The organism is Clostridium mucosae, from assembly GCF_024622765.1.
Classification (GTDB): Bacteria; Bacillota; Clostridia; order Clostridiales; family Clostridiaceae; genus Clostridium.
This window is the reverse complement of sequence record NZ_JANKAF010000011.1, coordinates 90999-111058: the sequence shown is the minus strand read 5'-3', so window position 1 is coordinate 111058 and position 20060 is coordinate 90999. Positions and strand designations below refer to the sequence as shown.

Annotated in this window: 17 protein-coding genes; all 17 read left to right on the top strand. The window is 27.2% G+C overall.

Annotated elements, in window-relative coordinates; translation table 11 throughout:
- Nucleotides 1-27 precede the first annotated feature (27 nt).
- The 17 genes from NSA50_RS12915 to yjfF all read left to right on the top strand — a co-directional run bounded on the left by NSA50_RS12915 (nt 28) and on the right by yjfF (nt 20017).
- Nucleotides 28-639: a sugar transferase gene (locus NSA50_RS12915; protein ID WP_257445629.1), complete on the top strand. Its 612-nt coding sequence runs from the start codon at nt 28-30 to the stop codon at nt 637-639.
- Between the two features lie 13 nt (nt 640-652).
- A complete protein-coding gene (locus NSA50_RS12910; protein WP_257445627.1) occupies nt 653-1975 on the top strand; it encodes a UDP-glucose dehydrogenase family protein in 1323 nt (440 codons plus the stop codon).
- Nucleotides 1976-2021: 46 nt separating this feature from the next.
- Entirely contained in the window at nt 2022-2480 is a 459-nt protein-coding gene (pssD, locus tag NSA50_RS12905; RefSeq protein ID WP_257445625.1) for a PssD/Cps14F family polysaccharide biosynthesis glycosyltransferase, read from the top strand.
- The gene (locus NSA50_RS12900) at nt 2477-3322 is read left to right on the top strand and encodes an ATP-grasp fold amidoligase family protein (protein WP_257445623.1); all 846 of its coding nucleotides are present in this window, start codon (nt 2477-2479) and stop codon (nt 3320-3322) included. The genes pssD and NSA50_RS12900 overlap by 4 nt, the downstream gene beginning before the upstream one ends.
- A gap of 259 nt (nt 3323-3581) precedes the next feature.
- Nucleotides 3582-4283, top strand: a complete 702-nt coding sequence (locus tag NSA50_RS12895) for a glycosyltransferase family 32 protein (RefSeq protein ID WP_257445621.1) — start codon at nt 3582-3584, stop codon at nt 4281-4283.
- A gap of 20 nt (nt 4284-4303) precedes the next feature.
- Nucleotides 4304-5284, top strand: coding sequence for a glycosyltransferase (locus NSA50_RS12890; protein WP_257445619.1), 981 nt, complete (start codon nt 4304-4306; stop codon nt 5282-5284).
- 221 nt (nt 5285-5505) lie between these two features.
- Nucleotides 5506-6963, top strand: a complete 1458-nt coding sequence (locus tag NSA50_RS12885) for an oligosaccharide flippase family protein (protein ID WP_257445617.1) — start codon at nt 5506-5508, stop codon at nt 6961-6963.
- Nucleotides 6964-6999: 36 nt separating this feature from the next.
- Complete coding sequence (pssE, locus tag NSA50_RS12880) at nt 7000-7485, top strand: PssE/Cps14G family polysaccharide biosynthesis glycosyltransferase (RefSeq protein WP_257445615.1); 486 nt, start codon at nt 7000-7002, stop codon at nt 7483-7485.
- A gap of 68 nt (nt 7486-7553) precedes the next feature.
- A complete protein-coding gene (locus tag NSA50_RS12875; RefSeq protein WP_257445613.1) occupies nt 7554-8636 on the top strand; it encodes a glycosyltransferase in 1083 nt (360 codons plus the stop codon).
- A 149-nt stretch (nt 8637-8785) separates the two neighbouring features.
- A complete protein-coding gene (locus NSA50_RS12870; RefSeq protein WP_257445612.1) occupies nt 8786-9943 on the top strand; it encodes a hypothetical protein in 1158 nt (385 codons plus the stop codon).
- 221 nt (nt 9944-10164) lie between these two features.
- On the top strand, nt 10165-11946 hold the full coding sequence (locus NSA50_RS12865) for a sensor histidine kinase (RefSeq protein WP_257445610.1): 1782 nt from the start codon (nt 10165-10167) through the stop codon (nt 11944-11946).
- A 14-nt stretch (nt 11947-11960) separates the two neighbouring features.
- Nucleotides 11961-13169, top strand: coding sequence for a response regulator (locus NSA50_RS12860; protein ID WP_257445608.1), 1209 nt, complete (start codon nt 11961-11963; stop codon nt 13167-13169).
- A complete protein-coding gene (locus NSA50_RS12855; protein WP_257445606.1) occupies nt 13159-15042 on the top strand; it encodes a substrate-binding domain-containing protein in 1884 nt (627 codons plus the stop codon). Before NSA50_RS12860 ends, NSA50_RS12855 begins: the two co-directional genes overlap by 11 nt.
- 347 nt (nt 15043-15389) lie before the next feature.
- Complete coding sequence (locus tag NSA50_RS12850; RefSeq protein WP_195263734.1) at nt 15390-16379, top strand: ABC transporter substrate-binding protein; 990 nt, start codon at nt 15390-15392, stop codon at nt 16377-16379.
- A 96-nt stretch (nt 16380-16475) separates the two neighbouring features.
- A complete protein-coding gene (locus NSA50_RS12845) occupies nt 16476-17984 on the top strand; it encodes a sugar ABC transporter ATP-binding protein (protein ID WP_257445675.1) in 1509 nt (502 codons plus the stop codon).
- Between the two features lies 1 nt (nt 17985).
- Nucleotides 17986-19071 (top strand): ABC transporter permease, encoded by a 1086-nt coding sequence (locus tag NSA50_RS12840; protein WP_195263736.1) that lies wholly within the window; start codon nt 17986-17988, stop codon nt 19069-19071.
- Nucleotides 19028-20017 (top strand): galactofuranose ABC transporter, permease protein YjfF, encoded by a 990-nt coding sequence (gene yjfF / locus NSA50_RS12835; protein WP_374940973.1) that lies wholly within the window; start codon nt 19028-19030, stop codon nt 20015-20017. Before NSA50_RS12840 ends, yjfF begins: the two co-directional genes overlap by 44 nt.
- Nucleotides 20018-20060 lie beyond the last annotated feature (43 nt).

Here is a 20060-nt window from a genome sequence, read left to right as displayed (position 1 = left end):
ATATTATTAATAAAAGTAGGGGGAAGTATGAAAAATATTAGTTACTTAATCCTTAAAAGAATGATAGATATTATTGGATCGATTATATGTATTGTTTTAGTAAGTCCAGTATTATTAGTCACAGCAGTTTTAATAAAATTGGAATCCAAAGGGCGAATACTTTTTTCTCAAACTAGGGTTGGCTTACATGGAAAGGAATTTAAAATTTATAAATTTAGATCAATGGTAGATGGAGCAGAAGCTCTTAGAAAAAGCATAGAGCATAAAAATGAAATGTCTGGTCCTATGTTTAAAGTGAGGGATGATCCTAGGATTACAAAAATAGGAAGATTTATAAGGAAAACAAGTATAGATGAATTACCGCAGTTAATAAATGTTTTAAAAGGTGAAATGAGTTTGGTCGGACCAAGGCCAAGCCTTCCAAGTGAAGTAGAAAAATTTGAACCTTGGATGCTAAAGAGACTGGAAGTAAAGCCAGGGCTTACTTGTTACTGGCAAGTATCTGGAAGAAATAATATTTGCTTTGAGGATTGGATGAAGCTAGATATTGATTATGTGAATTATAGAAATATACAGGGAGATATAAGGTTAATATTAAAAACAATTATTCTGTTATTTGGAGATAAGAATGCATATTGATTGGAGGAAGTGAATGGATATAGTAATTGCTGGGACTGGTTATGTTGGATTAGTTACAGGAGCATGTCTTTCAGAAATCGGACACAATGTATTATGCGTAGATATTGATGAAAAGAAAGTTGAAGTAATGAAAAGTGGTAAGGCTCCAATATATGAACCGGGCTTAGATGAAATAATTAAGAGGAATTTTGATGCTGGTAGATTAGATTTTACTACTGATTATAAAAATGTATATAAAAATGCAACTGTTGTATTTATTGGAGTTGGAACTCCAGAGAGAGAAGATGGATCAGCTAATTTAGATTATGTCTTTGATGTATGTAAGCAAATTGCTGAGAATGTAGAAAATGATTGTTTAGTTGTAGTTAAATCTACTGTGCCAATAGGAACTAATGATAGACTTGAAGAATTCATAAAAGAAAATACAGTTAACAATGTAAATGTTGAGGTGGCATCTAATCCAGAGTTTTTATCACAAGGAACGGCTATAGTAGATACCATGCGAGCAAGCAGAATAGTTATAGGGGTAGAATCAAAAAGAGCAGAAAATATATTAAGAGAAATATATTGTAAATTTAATAAACCTATAATTTGTACAGATAGAAAAAGTGCAGAGATGATAAAATACGCTTCAAATGATTTTTTAGCATTAAAAATAAGTTTTATTAATGAAATAGCTAATGTCTGTGAAATTATCAATGCAGATGTAGGGGATGTAGTAAAAGGAATGAGTTATGACAAAAGGATTGGGGAGAAGTTCCTAAATGCAGGACTAGGTTATGGAGGATCATGCTTTCCTAAAGATACTAAGGCTCTTCATTGGTTAGCAAATGATCATGGATATGAGATAAAAACTATAAAGGCAGCTATAGAAGTAAATGAAAATCAAAAGCTTAGGTTATTTAAAAAAGCAAAGCAAAGATTTGGAAGCTTAAGAGGAAAAAGAGTTGCAGTACTTGGATTGACATTTAAGCCTGAAACAGATGATTTAAGGGAAGCTCCATCAATATCTAATATAAAAAGATTATTGGATGAAGGAGCAGAAATAGTAGCCTTTGACCCAGTAGGGATAGAAAACTTTAAGAGAAAATATCCTACAGAAATAAGTTATGTATCTAATCCAGAAGATGCTTTAAGAGGTTCAGATATGGTATTTATATTTACAGAATGGAAGGAAATAAAAGCAATAGAATTAAAAAAATATATGGAGTTAATGAATACACCAATAATATTTGATGGCAGAAACTGCTTTAGGTTAGATGAAGTTAAAGAAATTAAAGTAGATTATTATTCAATAGGAAGAAGAGAAATTCTTAATTTAAAAATCGAACAATAAAATGTGTATATTATATATAAATATGAAAGTGAAATGGTAGATTAAAATGAAAAAGATTTGTTTTATAGCTTCCACGGGAGGGCATTTTGATCAACTAATGATGCTTAAGCCGATTATGGATAAGTATGATAGCTTCATTATAACTGAAAAAACATCTTATCAAGCTATAAAAGATAACAGAAAAACTTATTATTTAAAACAAGTGAATAGGCATGAAAAAACATTTATATTCAAAATGTTAGTAAATACTATAAATGCCTTAAAAATATTTATAAAAGAAAAGCCGGATGTAGTTATATCAACAGGTGCTTTAGTTACTATACCAATGTGTATAATAGCAAAGATATTTAGAAAAAAACTTATATTTATTGAATCATTTGCAAAAATTAATAGTCCTACATTAACGGGGAAATTCTTATATAAATTTGCAGATCAGTTTTATGTGCAATGGAAAGATATGCTGAAGATATATCCTAAAGCCATTTATAAGGGGGGGATATATTGAAAAAATTAAGAAAGATTTGTGCTTTGCTACCCACTAAGCTTGTTATATATATAGATAATTTTAGGGCTTATGGCAAGGTATTAAATTTAAATGAACCAAAGTATTATGGTGAAAAAATACAATGGATAAAACTATATGGACAAGTTGAAAGATTTACTTCATTAGTAGATAAATATCAAGTTAGAGGTTATGTTAAAGAAAAAATAGGAAGTGAATATTTACCAGTGTTATATAAGATATATAGAAGTGCTTACGAAATTGATTATGATGAATTACCAGAAAAATTTGTTTTGAAGCTGAATAATGGATCTGGTGGCAATATTATATGTAGAGATAAGTCATTACTGGATAAAAGGCTAACTAATAAAAAGCTTAGAAGGTTAATGAAAGAAAAGTACTACAAATATACAAAAGAACTGCAATATAAAAATATAAAAACAATGATATTATGCGAAGAATATTTAGAAAATAATAATGGCGCTTTAATAGAGTATAATTTGCATTGTTTTAATGGAAAGGTTGGATTTATTGAGGTTCATACAGATAGATTTAATGTATATAAAGAAAATTATTATTATGCTGATTGGTCAGAAGCTAAGTTTAGAGGAAAGCTAAAAGATCGTGCAAAGCATATAGAAAAACCAAAAAATCTAGAAAAATTAATTGAGCTTTCTGAAATATTAGCAAGTAACTTTGTTTATGTAAGAGTTGATTTCAATGCTGTAGATGATAAATTATATTTTGGAGAGCTTACATTTACACCATCTAGTGGTACAGAGGGATTTTATCCTATTGAATGCGATTTAGAAATAGCTGAAATGATAGATCTTAGTAAATATTAAATAAGTAAGTAAAAAAAAGAAATTGATTAATAAAAAATAGGTATTGAATAGGAAAAAATGGGTAATTAATAGCGGGAAAATGAGGATTGAGCAGTAAAAATGAATATTTAGCAGTGAAAAATAGAAATTGATAAGGAAAAAATGGGGATTGAGAATTAAAAGTTGGGGTTAATCAGTAAAAAATAGAAATTAATAAGTAAAGAATTATTGGGGAGCAGTAAATGGGGGCTTAAATAGATTAAAAGAGTAGGTGAAGTGTATGGATAAAATACCTAAAGTTATACACTACTGTTGGTTTGGAGGAAGTGAAAAAACTAAGTTAATAAATAAATGTATGGAAACGTGGAAAAGGTATCTTAAGGATTACGAGATAATAGAGTGGAATGAAGAAAACTTTAATATAGATATGTGTAGTTTCGCTAAGGAAGCATATGAAGATAAAAAGTGGGCTTTTGTATCAGATTACTGTAGAATTTGGGTCTTATACAATTATGGAGGTATATATTTAGATACTGATATTGAAATCTTAAAGCCATTAGATGATTTATTAGATAATAAGTCATTTACAGGAGTTGAAGAGGAAGATCAAATAGCTTTTGGTATATGGGGATGCAGAAGGCAAGATAAGTTTTTAGGAGAGATTCTAGAATATTATAATTTGATAAATTACTCAAAATATAAGGAAAAGTTACAAGAATTAGCAATTCCAATACACATTACAAACATGGCAAAAAAACTAGGATATATAAATAATCAAGATAGTATTTCTTATTATGGTGATGATGTGGCTGTATATCCTAAGGATTATTTTTATCCTAAAAGACATGCATGGGAAGAGCCTAAAATTACAAAAAACACATATACAATTCATCATTATGAAGGAACTTGGAGAAAGCCACATCAAATATTTAGATCAAAAACTAAGGAGCTATTAATGAATATTATTAGATCTTTTAGATAAATGGGTAAAGAGGTGAATTTATGATTAGCTTAATTATACCAGTTTTTAATGTAGAAGAATATTTAAGAGAGTGTTTAGAAAGTATTATAAAACAAAGCTTTAGTAATTATGAAGTGATACTTGTTGATGATGGATCTACTGATAAAAGTATGGAGATAATTAGAGAATATGAAAAGAAATTTAAGCAAGTAAAAATATTATCTCAAAAAAATAAGGGAGTTTCAGAGGCAAGAAATTTAGCTTTAAAACATGCTAGTGGAGAATATGTTTTATATATAGATTCAGATGATTTTATTAAGTTTAATATGTTAGAACTAATGGTTAATAAGGCTAATAAAACTAAAGCTGATATAGTTATGTGTAATTACAATCTTTACTATGGAGCTAATAATAAAAATAATAGAGTGTTTAGTTATGATGTTTTGGAGGATAAGATATATTCTTCAAGTGAAGTTATAGATATGATTTTAAATTTTAATATTCAAGGGCAGCTATGGAACAAGCTATTTAAAAGAAGTTTGCTTTTAGAAAATGAATTTGAATTTGAAAGTGGGAGATATGTTCAAGATATATTTCCAGTTTTTAAAGTAATTAATAATAGTAATAACATAGCATTTATAAATGAAGATTTATATTATTATAGGCAAAGAAATACCTCAGCTATTCATAAAAAAAATACTAAATTAGCAGAGGATTACTATCATGCAATGACTAGTATAATTCAATATATTATTAATAATAATATTCAAGTAAATTCCAATAGCTTTAAGGTATTTAGAGCAAGCATATTATCATATTTTATTTATCATTATACTAATACAGATGTTAATAGAAACTATAGAGATTTTAAGGAATCTAAATATTCAGATTTAGATGTTAAAATTAAGGATTTTATATTTTTAAAAAGTTTAAATAAAAGAGATAAATTAAGGGTGATTTTATGGAAATTAAGGATATTTAATTTAATAAAAAGTCTAAAAAATAAAATTAAATATAACTAGTTTCTTTTATAATTTCGTTTATATACATTGTAGAAAAATTATGAAAGCAAAAAGACAATTATAGATTCAGATAGAAAAATAATTAAAGTAAAAAGACAATTATTTAGTTAGCTAGAAAAATAATTAAAGTAAAAAATAATTAAAGTAAAAATAATTATGGATTCAGGAAAATATAAATTTTATAAAATATGATACGGATTACTTTATTGTTAAGGAGAGATATGAGCAATAAGAGAATAGTTAAAAATTATTTATACAATATAGGATATGAAATTTTAATATTAATCTTACCAATAATAACAGCACCATATATAGCAAGGGTTTTAGGGGCAGATGGCATTGGAATAAGTAATTATACTAGTTCTTTTGCAATATTATTTTCAGTGTTTGGAAAGTTTGGTATAGATAGATATGGAAGTAAGCATATAGCTTATACTAGAGATAATAAGGAAAAAAGAAGTAAAACTTTTTGGAATATATGGCTTTTGCAAGTTATAACTAGTCTTATATCAATTATTGCGTATATTATATTTTTTACAATTCAAGGGGATTCGTTAAAACTTTTATTCATATTGCAATTACCAGTTGTGATATCTTCCTTAATAGATATAAGTTGGTTTTATATAGGATTAGAAAATTTTAAGAAAATAGTGGTTAGAAATACAGTTATAAAGACTATAAGTGTAATACTAATATTTACTCTAGTTAAAAGCTATAGTGATTTAAACAAATATATTCTTATTAATTCTTTATCAGCTTTATTTGGATGTATAATATTTTGGAAATCCATATTTAAATATGTAAATAAAATTAAATTTTCTAATATAAATATAAAGCCATATTTAAGAGAATCATTTATATATTTTATTCCTCAAATATGTATTCAAGTTTATACAGTTGCAGATCAAATTATTGTAGGAGCATTAGCAAGTGTTACTGATGTTGGATACTATTCACAAAGCTTAAGGATTCCTAAAATGTCATTAGCCTTTATTACATCTTTAAGTACGGTACTTATGCCAGCAATAGCAAATCTATATGAAAAAGCAGATATAAAAAATATTCAAAAGTATTTAAAAAGTTCATTGCAGATAACAATTTGTATTGGTGTATTTGGAGCAAGCTCTATGGCAGCAGTAGCTAACAAATTTGTTCCAATCTTTTTTGGAGAAGATTTTAATATAATAATTCCATATATGATGATAAATAGTTTGATAGCAATAATCATACCTATAGGATTAGTCTTCACAAATCAATTTACCATACCAACTAGTAAAAATAGAGAATATGTAATTCCAATAGTTTTAGCCTCTATAGTAAGTGTAATTTCTAACTTAATTCTTATACCCATTATAGGAATTATAGGAGCAATCATAACAGTGATATTAACTGAATTAACATCTACTATTTTGAAAATAGTTTTAATAAGAAAATATTTAAATATGAAAGAATTATTTAAAGACACATATATTTACTTATTATTTGGGATCATTAATTTTATTATTGTTTATTTAAGTAGTTTGGCTGTTAGAACTAATTTTATATCTTTATTATTTATGTGTGGATTATGTTTCTTAGTTTATGGGGCATTAATGTTGATATTCAAAAATCCAATTAGGGGAGATTTTTTTAATTTAATAAAAAATAAAAGAAAAGATAAGAAAAAAATATTTTATTAAGGGTATAAAGTAGCATTTTGTAGAAGGGGGACTATAGTGATATTTATAACAGTTGGAACTCAAAAATTCCAATTTAATAGATTGCTTAAAGAAATTGATAGACTAATAGAAGAAGATAAAATTACAGAAGAGGTATTTGCCCAAATTGGATACAGTGATTATAAGCCTAAAAACTATAAGTATAAAGACTTTATAGATAGGGATGAATTTCAAGATATAATAAAAAAATGTAAAATTATAATAACTCATGGGGGGACAGGATCTATTATTGGAGCGGTAAAACAAAGAAAAAAAGTGGTTGCAGTTCCAAGGTTAAAGGAATTTGGTGAGCATGTAGATAATCATCAAATTCAAATAGTTTCAGAGTTTGAAAGTATTGGATTTATAGGAGCTGTTCAAAATGTTGAAGTGCTAAGTAAGGCTATTGCTAATATAGATAAATTAGATTTAAAAGAATATATATCAAATACAGACAACATTATAAAAGAAATAGAATTATTTATAAGAAAAATAAAAAATTAAAGATATTAAGATTAAAATATTTATATAAAAAGAGGGAGTTTGCCGATTTAAGAGGAGAGTTTATTGATTTGAATATACTATATTTAAATAACTCTGTACATTTAGGTGGGGACACTAAGTGTATTTTAAAGCTTTGCAAGGAGCTTAAGCATAGTAATAAGGTTATAATGGCAAGTAATGGTGGCAGCTTAATAAATGAATTTGAAAAAATGGGGATTAAACATTATAAAATAAAGCCTGTAAGTAGCATTAATATTTTTAGCATGATTTTTAATATTATATTGATTATTAAAATAGTTAAAAAAGAAAGCATAGATATTATACATAGTCATCATAGAATGACTACATTAATGTCAAAGATAGCATCAAAGTTTGTAAAAGTAAAAGTAGTTCATACTCAGCATTTATGTATTGAAAATAAATTCTTTTTAACTAGACTTACATTAAACAATATAAAGACAATAACTGTTAGTGAAGGAGCTAAGGAGATTTTAAAAAGAAAATGTAAGCTAAATGAAAAAAATATAACAACTATATATAATACTATAGAATTGGAATGTAAAAATAAAGAAGTAGATCTTAAATTATTGGAATTAAAAGAAAAAGGATTTTTTTTAGTAGCTCAAGTAAGTAGAATTATTGATTATAAAGGAGTATACGATTTTGTAGATGTAGCAGAAAGTACTGTTAAAAATAATAAAGATATAAGATTCTTATTAATTGGAGAAGGAGAAGAAAGTGAAAATTTAAAGAAATATATAAAGCAAGGTAATTTAGAAGAGTATGTATATGTGTTAGGAAGCAAGGACAATGTTATTGAACATTTAAAATATATAGATTTAGTTTTATTATGTTCTCATATAGAGGGGTTACCATTGGTTCCATTAGAAGCATTTTCAGAGCGAGTACCTGTTATTGCTACAAATATTGAAGGTACAAAGGAAGAAATAGTAGATGGAGAAAATGGATTTTTAGTTGAACCAAAAAACATAGAAGTATTTACAGAAAAGATAAATGATATTTTTAACAATAAGGAATTATATAATTCATTAAAAGAAAATGCATATAAAATATTTAAAGAAAAATTTGATGTAGATAGATATATAGCAGAACATGTAGCTTTATATAATAAAGTATTATATTCTGAGTAGATGAGTGGTTTGAAAGTATTAAATATAATATTTATGATGGTAGAAAATTATTAAATAGCTGTAATTAATAAATATTAGATGACTCATAAAATATTTTGAATATGATTGTCTAAAGCATTCTTATATGAATATAAAGGGAGACAAGTATATTGCTGTACAAATTAATAGCACATAAAAAAGAAAAAGTAATATTTAGTTTGTTTTTTATGATAGTAATATTAAGTCAGGGGATAAGAGGAAGATTAAATAGTATAACAAATACAAGTATATTCAACTATCATTTAATTCCAATAATACTAATTATATTAATGCTCATTAAAAGAAGTAATAAAGTAAGTAAGAAAAATTTTATCTTAATATTTTCAATAATTGGCTTTATAGGAATAGGATTTATAGCTAATAGATATAGTATATCTCAGCTTATGAGAACGACAATTGGATTTATATTTCCATTATTATTGTTATTAATTAATTATAAAGATGTAGACACAAATTATCTTTTACCAAAAATAGTAAAGGTGTTTAATGTATTTATTAGTATTACTTTTTTGATTCAAATAATTATGAGCCTAAAGTATGGAAGAACTGGTGGAATAGTAGGACATCCTTTAACTTCAGGATGGTATTATGGAATATTTATAAGTTTAAATTGTATTTATTACAAATATTTTGATGGTAAAAAAGATTTTTTTATAATTAAGGATATAGTGATTGCTTTAATAGGAACTGTTCTAGCATCAGGAAGAATTTCACTTATAATAGTGCTTATATTAAGTTTACTATATGCAGTTAGTTGTTGTAGAAATAAAATAATTCCATATGTTATTGTACCGATAATAATTATTGCATTTTTATCAACTTCAATAGTGGATAAATACATATGGGAAAAATTTAGAGATACAGCTTCTTGGGGAGATATAACTAATGGAAGGCTACTTGGAATAAGGGAAATGAAATTCTTTAATGTATATCCTAAGTTTTTTACTGGAAAAGGTGTAGGCTATTCAAATTATATAAGTCAATACTTATTTGAAGTTGTAAATTTTGAAAACCCAATAATTATGTTTTCTTTTGATTATGGAATTATAACTGCAATAATGTTACTAATTGTTTCATTTATCGGTCCAGTACAAAACTTTATAAGAAGTAAAAATATTTTATTAGCTATTAATTTTACTTCTATATTTATAATACCATTCACATATAACGGACTAGCAGAAACAGTAGGTATATTTATAGTGTTGATATTCATTATTTATATATTTTTAGTAATTAATGATGGAATTAAAAAGATTAATAAGTTGTAGAAGAATAAATCTCAAGGGTCTAACGTTTAGTTATATCCTTGAGATTTTTTTAATTTTACTATTATAAATTTACTAAGAAATACAATTAGTAAGACTGATGAATTTATTACTATAGAATATGAAATAAAAAATATGAAAACTATGTATTTTTAATTTTTCAACCCATCTTCCATTTTGTGTATATTAAATATATAATTTTACTAGGGGGTATTTGGATATTTATGTATAAAGGAAAGATAAGAAATAGGCTTTTGATATTCTTTTTGGTTATTACCTTTTTACCTATAACAACTTTGGGAGTCTTTGCAAATTTAATTTACACAAAGATTGTAGAAAAGAAGGTAAATCAGCATACAGAGCAAATGATAAAACAAATAGAAGTGAACATAGATAACCATATAAAATCAGTAGAAAATATTCTTATGTATATATCTAATTCAGAGGATGTAATAAACTTTTTAAAAGAATCAGAAGAAGATTCTAGCTCTAGCGAAATTTCTATATTAGAGGATAGAATAAAGAAAAGTTTAAAGGTATATACAGATGTGAATTCTGAAATTTTTGGATTATTAATTGTTAATAATTATAATAAATATATAAGTAATGAATTAGAGAAAAAAACAAGGGATTCTTTAATAAAAGAAACATGGTACACTGGGACTATTAATGAAAGTGGAAAAGTATATTTTTTTAGTAATCCTATTGGAAGAAATCTAAGGTCATATAAAAGTTATAGTGCAGAGGATATAATTTCTATCAGCAAAGCCGTTATAGATAAAGAGACAAATAAACCTATAGGTGTTGTTATGGCTGATATTAATTTAAAAAAGTTTGATGATATAATAAGAGACAATTATATTGGAGAAAAAGGTTTTTTTTATCTTTTAGATAATAATAATAACATAGTATATTCTCCAGTTAATTCAATAATATATAGAATAAATAGTAATAATTTTGATAATAAGAGCGATAGTTTCATACATTCTATAAATAATGAAACTTTTAAGATAATGTACACTACAAGTGAGGTCACGGGTTGGAAAAGCATAGGTGTATTTTCTTTTGAGGATATAACCAAAGACATAACAGTTATGGAAAGGTTTACTTTAATAATAGCTATAGCTACATCCTTTTTGGCTGTTTTTTTCTCACTTTTATTTACAAATAGTATTGTAACACCTATTAGAGAATTAAGGACTTTAATGAAGGGGGTAGAATCAGGTGATTTAGATTTAAAGTTTGAAGAGTATAAATATAGCAATGAATTTGGAGAACTTGGTCATAGTTTCAATCATATGGTAAGTGAAATAAAAAAACTTATAAATATGGTATATGAAGAGCAAAGAAGTAAAAGAAAGGCAGAAATGGAGACATTGCAAGCTCAAATAAAGCCACACTTTCTATACAATACTTTAGATACCATAGCCTGGATGGCAGAGGATTATAATGCAAAGGATATTGTTAAGTTAGTGGCTGCATTAACGAAAGTATTTAGAATTGGCTTAAATAAAGGAAAGGAAGTTATTAAACTTAGAGATGAAATTGAACATATTAATAGCTATTTAATTATACAAAAATATAGATATGAAGATAAATTAAGCTATGAGATAAACTTTCATAATGAAATTTTGGATACTTTGATTTTAAAGCTTATAACTCAACCAATAGTAGAAAATGCTATTTATCATGGAATAAAGGAAAAAAGAGGCAGGGGGAAAATTTATATTAATTTTCGAAAAGTTGCAGATGAAATAATTATTACTGTGGAAGATAATGGAGCAGGCATAACAGAGGAAAAGTTACTAAATATAAATTCTATGTTAGAGACAAGCAATAGTTTTTGTATAGATTCGGAAAGTGGCTCTGGATATGGAATATCTAATGTTAATACTAGGATTAAGCTTAGTTATGGACAAAATTACGGACTACACTATTATAGTAAGCTTGGAGAATGGACAAAAGTAGAAATAAGATTACCATTTAAAAATGATTATAAAGGGTAGGAGGGGAGTTATCTTTGATTAAGGTTTTAATTGCTGATGATGAGCCGAGGATAAGAAGAGGAATTAAAAGTATAATAACTTGGAAAGAAGAAGAAGTGGAGCTAGTAGGAGAAGCTGAGGACGGAGAAGAAGCACTACAATTAGCTATAGAAAAGAAGCCAGATATATTACTGTTAGATATTTGCATGCCATTTTTAAATGGAATTCAATTAATAGAAGAGTTAAATAAGGTGCTATGCAATCCCGTTGTAATAATATCAGGACATGACGAATTTAATTATGCACAAGCGGCTTTAAGACTTAGAGCTTTTGACTATATTTTAAAGCCAATTGATAGAGAGAATTTTAATAATGTTTTTATAAAGGCAAAGGATGAGGTTATTTTAAGAAGCAAGAAAAATGCAAAAGAAAGCTTTAAAAACATGGTTTTTGAAAATAATATTTCTTATTTAAAGGATAGCTTTTTCAAGGATTGGTTAAATGGAAAATTAGAAGCTGATGAATTAAAAATAAGAATGGATAATTTTAATATAAATTATTCTAATAATAAGGCTCTTGCATTAATAAAAATATTAGAAAAGAATTTTGTTGGTATAGTTAACAAAAATGAGAGAGAGTTAATTTCATATGGTGTTGTTAATATTTCAAAGGATTTTATGAGTAGTTTTAAAAATTTATATGTTTTTCAATATTCATCATCAAGAGTAGTAATACTATGCGATGTAGAATCTATAAGAGTATGGAAAGAGGTATTAATAAACTTAGAAGAGAAAATAAGTACTTTATTTAAGATTGACATTATAATTGAAAAATCTTTACTAAGTAATAATCCTATGGAAATTAAAGATACTTTCGATAAATTAAAAAGTAATATCTTAGAAAAAAGTAAAAAAACACCTATTGTTTTAGAAGTTGAAAAATATATAGCAAAGAACTATGGAGATGAGAATTTATCAATAGAGAAGTTATCTAATAAACTTGGAATTAGTCAAACTTATTTAACACGGTTATTAAAGAAAGAGCTTGGAATGAACTTTATAGATTATTTAACTTATATTAGAATTCAAAATTCAATAGAGCTTATGAAGGAACCTTCTATTAAGATATATGAGATATCAAGACTTGTAGGATATAGTACACAACATTATTTTAGTAGTGTTTTCAAAAAACATATGGGTATGTCTCCTAATGATTATAGGATGTGTATAAATAATGAAGATTAAATATGAAGATTTTGTTTATTTTATAGCTATTATACTACTTGGAGTTTTTTCTATATTAACAGTAGGAGTAATAATTTTTAATAATGTAAAAGTTGATAATAGTGGAGAAGAAAAAACGTATATTATAGGAGTTTCTCAATCTCAATTGATGGAGCCCTGGCAAATTAAAATAAATGAGGAAATAAAAAAAGAAGCTAGTAATTATAATAATATTCAAGTTATATATTTAGATGCTGTTGGAAATTCAAATAAGCAAATTGATGATATTGATAAGCTTATGAATTTTGATATAGATTTACTAATCATTTCGCCATCAAATTCTAGCAGTGTTACAAAAAAGGTTTCTGAAGTTTATAAGGATATACCTGTAATAGTTTTAGATAGGGGTGTAGAGGGATATGATTATACTTTATATATAGGGCCTGACAATAACACTTTAGGAAAGCAAGTTGGAGATTGTGTTTTAGATTTACTTGAAGTTAATGGTGGGAATATTGTTGAAATAAAAGGTGATTTAACTTCTAATGCAACTATTGAAAGAAGCAATGGGTTTAGAAGTAGGATTAATCAATGTAATAATATAAATTTAGTAAGTGATATTAGTGTAAATTGGAATCGTGATGAAGCTGAAGATAACATGAGAAAAATTTTTATGAATAATGATGATATTGATTTAGTTTTTGCTCATAATGATGCAATGGCATTAGGTGCATATAATGCATATAAAAATTCTAATTATAAGAAAGAGGTAAAGTTTATTGGAATAGATGGATTAACAGGGGGAATGGGAGGAGTAAACCTAGTTGACCAAGGAACATTTTATGGAACTTTTACTTGTCCAACCGGAGGAAAAGAAGCTATTCAATATGCAATTGATATTTTAAATAAAGAAAAGGGAATTCCTAAAAAAGTTATTTTAAGAAGTAGTTTAATTACTAAAGAGAATATTAATGAGTATAAATTGAAAAAGGAAACGAATAAGGAAAGTGATAAAATAACTTTGGGTTTTTGTAATGTTGGTAATGAAGGTGGTTGGAGAGAAGCTAATGAAAAATCCATAAAGAATGCAGCAAGTGATTTTGGTATTGATTTAATTTATGCAGAAGCAGATTTAAATTATGAAAAGCAAGTAGATATATTAAATGGATTTATAGATATAGGTGTTGATATAATATCTTTTTCACCTGTTAAAGAAGAAGGTTTTGAAGAAGTTTTAAAAAGAGCAAAAGAAGCTAATATACCAGTCATATTAGCAGATAGAACTATAAATATTGATGATAAGACTTTATATAATACATTTGTAGGATCGGATTTCAAAGAAGAAGGTAGGCGAGCAGCTAGATGGTGTATAGAAAATTTGGACAAAAATATAAATGTTTTCGAAATTCAAGGCATTTTAGGATCAACACCAACTACAGAAAGAAAAAGGGGCTTTGAAGAAGTAGTATCAGCAGTAGATGATATAAAAATAGTTGAATCTGATAGTGGAAATTATACATTTGAAGGTGGCAAAAAAGCAATGAAAAATTTCCTTGATAAAAGCTATAAAAAATATAGTAATTCACAGCTTTTAGTTTTTTCTCACAATGATGATATGGCACTTGGAGCAATAGAAGCTATTGAGGAACATGGAATTAAGCCAGGTAAAGATATAAAAATAGTATCAATAGATGCAATAAAGCAAGGAATTTTAGCTATGAAATCAGGAAAAATAAACTGCATAATAGAATGTAATCCTCTTATTGGACCAGAAATAATGAAGATTTCAAGGGATATACTATGTGGAAAAGATACAACAAGAATGATAATCACAGATGAAAAGATATTTGAAGAAGAAAATTTTGATAGGGAATGGCTAAATAGAGCTTATTAGGAGCGAAAGAGTGAAAGGGCGAAAGAATAAAAGAGCGAAAGAATAAAAGAGCGAAAGAATAAAATAATGAAAAAATGAAAGAATCAGAGATATAATTTGTTCCAAATTATGAAATAGATTAATTTTAATTTCTTATGTAAGGTTTTAATGGCTTTAATGGTTTTAATGGTTTTAATCAAAAGAATATTATAAATAAGAAAAATAAATTTAAAGGACAAGCGATGTGCATGTCCTTTTTTGTGCAGAAATTTATAAATTATACTTTTTTATTGTAAATACATTTTATGGGAATAGGATTAAAATTTAATTGTAACCGTAATCAAAAAGGTTTATGAGGGGGATTTAAAATGAAATTTAAAAAGTTATTATCTTTAGTACTTGCTGGAGCAATGGCTCTTTCCATTGGATGTTCTGGCGGAGGAGATAAGGTAAAAGAAGAAGGAAAAGGAGAATCTGGAGGAGATAAGAAAATAGTTGTAGGTTATGCACAATTAGGCGCAGAAAGTGAATGGAGAACTGCATGTACTAATTCTATTAAGGAGGAAGCTGAAAAGAGGGGAATAGAACTAAAATTTTCTGATGCACAACAAAAACAAGAAAATCAAATTAAGTCAATTCGTTCTTTTATAGCACAGGGGGTAGATGTTATAGGTGTATCTCCAGTTGTTGAATCTGGATGGGAAACTGTTTTTAAAGAAGTTAAGGATGCAGGTATTCCATTAGTATTAGTTGATAGAAAGGCAGATGTTTCAGAAGATCTTTATACTTGTTATTTAGGTTCTGATTTCGTAGAAGAAGGAAAAAAAGCTGTAGATGAACTTGCTAAATTAATAAATTCAAAGGGAAATATAGTTGAGCTTCAAGGAACTGTAGGATCTTCAGCAGCAGTTGGAAGACAAGAAGGATTTTTAGCGGGATTAAAAGAAAAATATCCAGATATAAAAATTATTAAGTCTCAAACTGGTGATTTTACAAGAGCTAAAGGTAAAGAAGTTATGGAAGCTTTCTTAAAATCAGATGGTGAAAATATAGATGCTTTATTTGCACATAATGATGATATGGCAATAGGAGCTATTCAAGCTATTGAAGAGTATGGTAAAAAGCCAGGTGAAGATATAAAGATTGTTTCAGTTGATGCAGTTAAGGGTGCATTTGAAGCTATGATAGCTGGAAAGTTAAATGTTACAGTTGAATGTAATCCACTACTTGGACCACAATTCTTTGATGTTTGTGAAGATATAGTTGCAGGTAAAGATGTTACTAAATATATACCATCAGAAGAAGGTGTATTTAGACAAGATACAGCAGCACAAGATCTTCCAAATAGAAAGTATTAATTTTAATTAATTTTCTTTAATTTAATGTGAGCTGTTGCATCTAATAATTTATATTTGCAACAGCTTATGTTAAATCTGAAAAAAGGAGATGTAGCTATGAAAGAAAAAGATATATTACTTAAAATGAATAATATAAGCATAGAATTTCCAGGAGTTAGGGCATTAGATAAAGTTAATTTCACTTTAAATAGTGGAGAAATACATGCATTAATGGGAGAAAATGGAGCAGGTAAATCAACTTTAATTAAGGTATTAACAGGAGTTGAAAAGCTAGATAGTGGAGAAATTATTTTCTTAGGAGATAAAATAAACCCAAAATCAACATATGAAGCTCAAGTGCTGGGGATTAGCACAGTATATCAAGAAGTAAACTTATGCAGTAACATATCTGTAGCAGAAAATATATTTATTGGAAGAGAACCAATGAGGTTTGGAACAATTAACTGGAAAGAGATGAATAGAAGAGCAAGTTTAGCTATGAAAAAGTTAAATATAGATATTGATGTAACAAAAAGTTTAGATAGTTATTCTATTGCTATTCAACAAATGGTGGCAATTGCAAGAGCAGTTGATATTGAAGCTAAAATATTGATTTTGGACGAGCCAACAGCTAGTCTAGATGAAAAAGAAGTTGAAAAGTTATTTGAAATAATGAGAAGTTTGAAATCTCAAGGTATAGGAATAATATTTGTTACTCACTTTTTAGATCAAGTATATGAAGTTACAGATAAAATTACAGTTTTAAGGAATGGAAAGCTAGTTGGAGAGTATAAAACTAGTGAATTATCAAAGGTTCAGCTAGTAGGAAAAATGATTGGAAAAGATTATGGTGAGATAAATTCAAATATCAAGCCAGTTGAGAATATAAAAAGTGAAAGAGAAATTTTATTGGAGGCAGTAAACTTAGGTAAAAAAAATGTTTTAAACCCTTTTGATACTGTTATTTATAAGGGAGAAGTACTTGGATTAGCTGGGTTATTAGGTTCTGGTAGAACTGAACTTGTTAATTTATTATTTGGAATAGAAAAGGCAGATACAGGTGAGATAATTATAAATGATAAGAAAAGTAAAATAAATAACCCTCTAGAAGCAATGAAAAATGGAATTGCATATTGCCCAGAGGATAGAAAAAAAGAAGGTATAATACCTAATTTAACTATAAGAGAAAATATTACTTTAGCTTTACAAGTAAAAAGAGGCTGGTTTAAATATATTCCAATTAAAGAGCAAGAGAAAATTGCAAAAGAGTATATTAAACTTTTAGATATTAAGACCCCATCTACAGAAAAACTTGTAAAAGAATTAAGTGGGGGAAATCAACAAAAGGTTATTTTGGCAAGATGGTTATTAACAAGACCTAAGCTTTTAATTTTAGATGAACCTACAAGGGGAATAGATATTGGAACAAAAGCTGAAATTCAAAAGTTAGTATTAGATTTAGCAAGACAAGGTATATCAGTAATATTTATTTCTTCAGAATTAGATGAAATGCTAAGAACTTGTAGTAGATTAATAGTTTTAAGAGATAGGATTAAAATTAAGGAACTTATGGATCAGGACTTAGAAACTAATATTATTATGAATACTATAGCAGGAGGTAATTAATATGAATGCATTAAAAAGTATAAAAAAACATCAAATATTTTGGCCTCTTGTAGCACTATTTTTAGTTCTATTATTTAATTTATTTTTTACCCCAGGTTTTTTCAAAATAGAAATGAAGGATGGTCATTTGTTTGGTAGTCTTATAGATATCATTAATAGAGGAGCACCTTTAATGATTTTATCAATAGGTTTAACTCTAGTAATAGCAACTTCAGGTACAGATATTTCAGTTGGATCTGTAATTGCAATTACAGCAGCTGTAGTTGCTAGTTTAATTGGAGGGCAAATGAGTTTTGTAGATGGAGTTCAAGAATATGTTAGTTTAATTCCAATGCCTTTAGCAATTATTATTGGATTATTATTAGCATCACTTCTTGGTTTTTGGAATGGTATATTGATAGGGAAAATAAAGATTCAACCAATTATTGCAACTATGATATTGATGGTTGCTGGTAGGGGAATAGCTCAGCTTATAACAAAGGCTCAAATAATTACAATCTACTATAAACCATACTTCTTTTTTGGAGGAGGATATTTATTTGGATTACCATTTTCTATTTATATAGTAGCAGCTTGTCTCTTAATTGTAATGCTTCTTGTTAAGAAAACTGCATTTGGATTATTTGTAGAATCTTCAGGATGTAGTTCAGAAGCAAGTAGATACGTGGGAATTAAAGTTGATTGGATTAAGGTTTGTGTTTATACAATATCAGGTTTATGCGCAGGTATTGCAGCAGTATTATTAAGCTCAAATATTAAATGTGCTGATGCAAACAATTTAGGGTTATATATAGAACTTGATGCTATTTTAGCAGTAGCTATTGGGGGAAACTCTATGTCTGGAGGTAAGTTTTCTATTCCTTGTAGTATAGTTGGAGCATTGATAATTCAAAGTTTAACAACTACTATATACTCTTTTGGAGTTCCACCTGAAGTAACTTTAGTTGTAAAAGCTTTAGTTGTAATAGTTATTTGTTTATTACAATCTGAAGAATTTAGAGCTATCTTTAGGAATTTCTTTGATAAGAATAGGAGGGTTAATAGTGAAAAACTTACTAGTATTGAAAAACAAAATATTACAAACTAAATACTTACCTATATTTGTGACAGTAGTTTTATTTATAGTTTTATGTGCTTTTGGAGCTTTTAAGTACACTGGGTTCTTTAGATTACAAACATTTTTAAATCTACTTATTGATAATTCATTTTTACTTATAACAGCCATTGGTATTACATTTGTACTTATTACTGGAGGGATAGATATATCTGTTGGAGCTGTAATTGCTTTTGTATGTATGTTATCTGCATACCTCCTTGAAAATAAAGGGTGGAATCCGTGGGTAGTTATCATGCTTATGCTTATAATAGGCTGTATTTTTGGAACGATTATGGGAGTCTTAGTTACAAAGTTTAAAATTCAGCCATTCATAGCAACATTAGCAGGAATGTTTTTGGCTAGAGGATTATGTTACCTTGTAAGTATAGATACTATAACTATTACTAATGAAACTTATGCGAAAATAAGTCAAGCTAGAATTAAAATTGGTAATGGGTTTATTTCCTGGAGTGTAGTTATTGCTTTAATAGTTTTAGTATTAGCAATATATATTTTACAATATACAAAGTTTGGAAGAACAATATATGCTATAGGTGGAAATGAGCAATCTGCAAGACTTATGGGACTACCTGTTGATAGAACAAAAATTTTAGTTTATACCTTAAGTGGATTTTGTTCAGCACTTGCTGGAGTTGTATTTAGCTTTTATATGTTATCAGGTTATGGACAGCATACGGTTGGACTAGAAATGGATGCAATTGCATCAGCTGTAATAGGTGGAATAATGCTAACAGGTGGAGTTGGATATGTATTTGGAACTTTACTTGGAGTACTAACACAAGGAGTTATACAAACAATAATAACCTTTGAAGGAACATTAAGCTCTTGGTGGACAAAGATTGTTGTAGCGGCACTTTTATGCTTATTTATAATACTGCAAAGAGTATTTATTATTATAAAGGATAGGAAAGCATAGATACTTTTTAATGAATAGATAATTTTTAATGAAAGAATTAAGA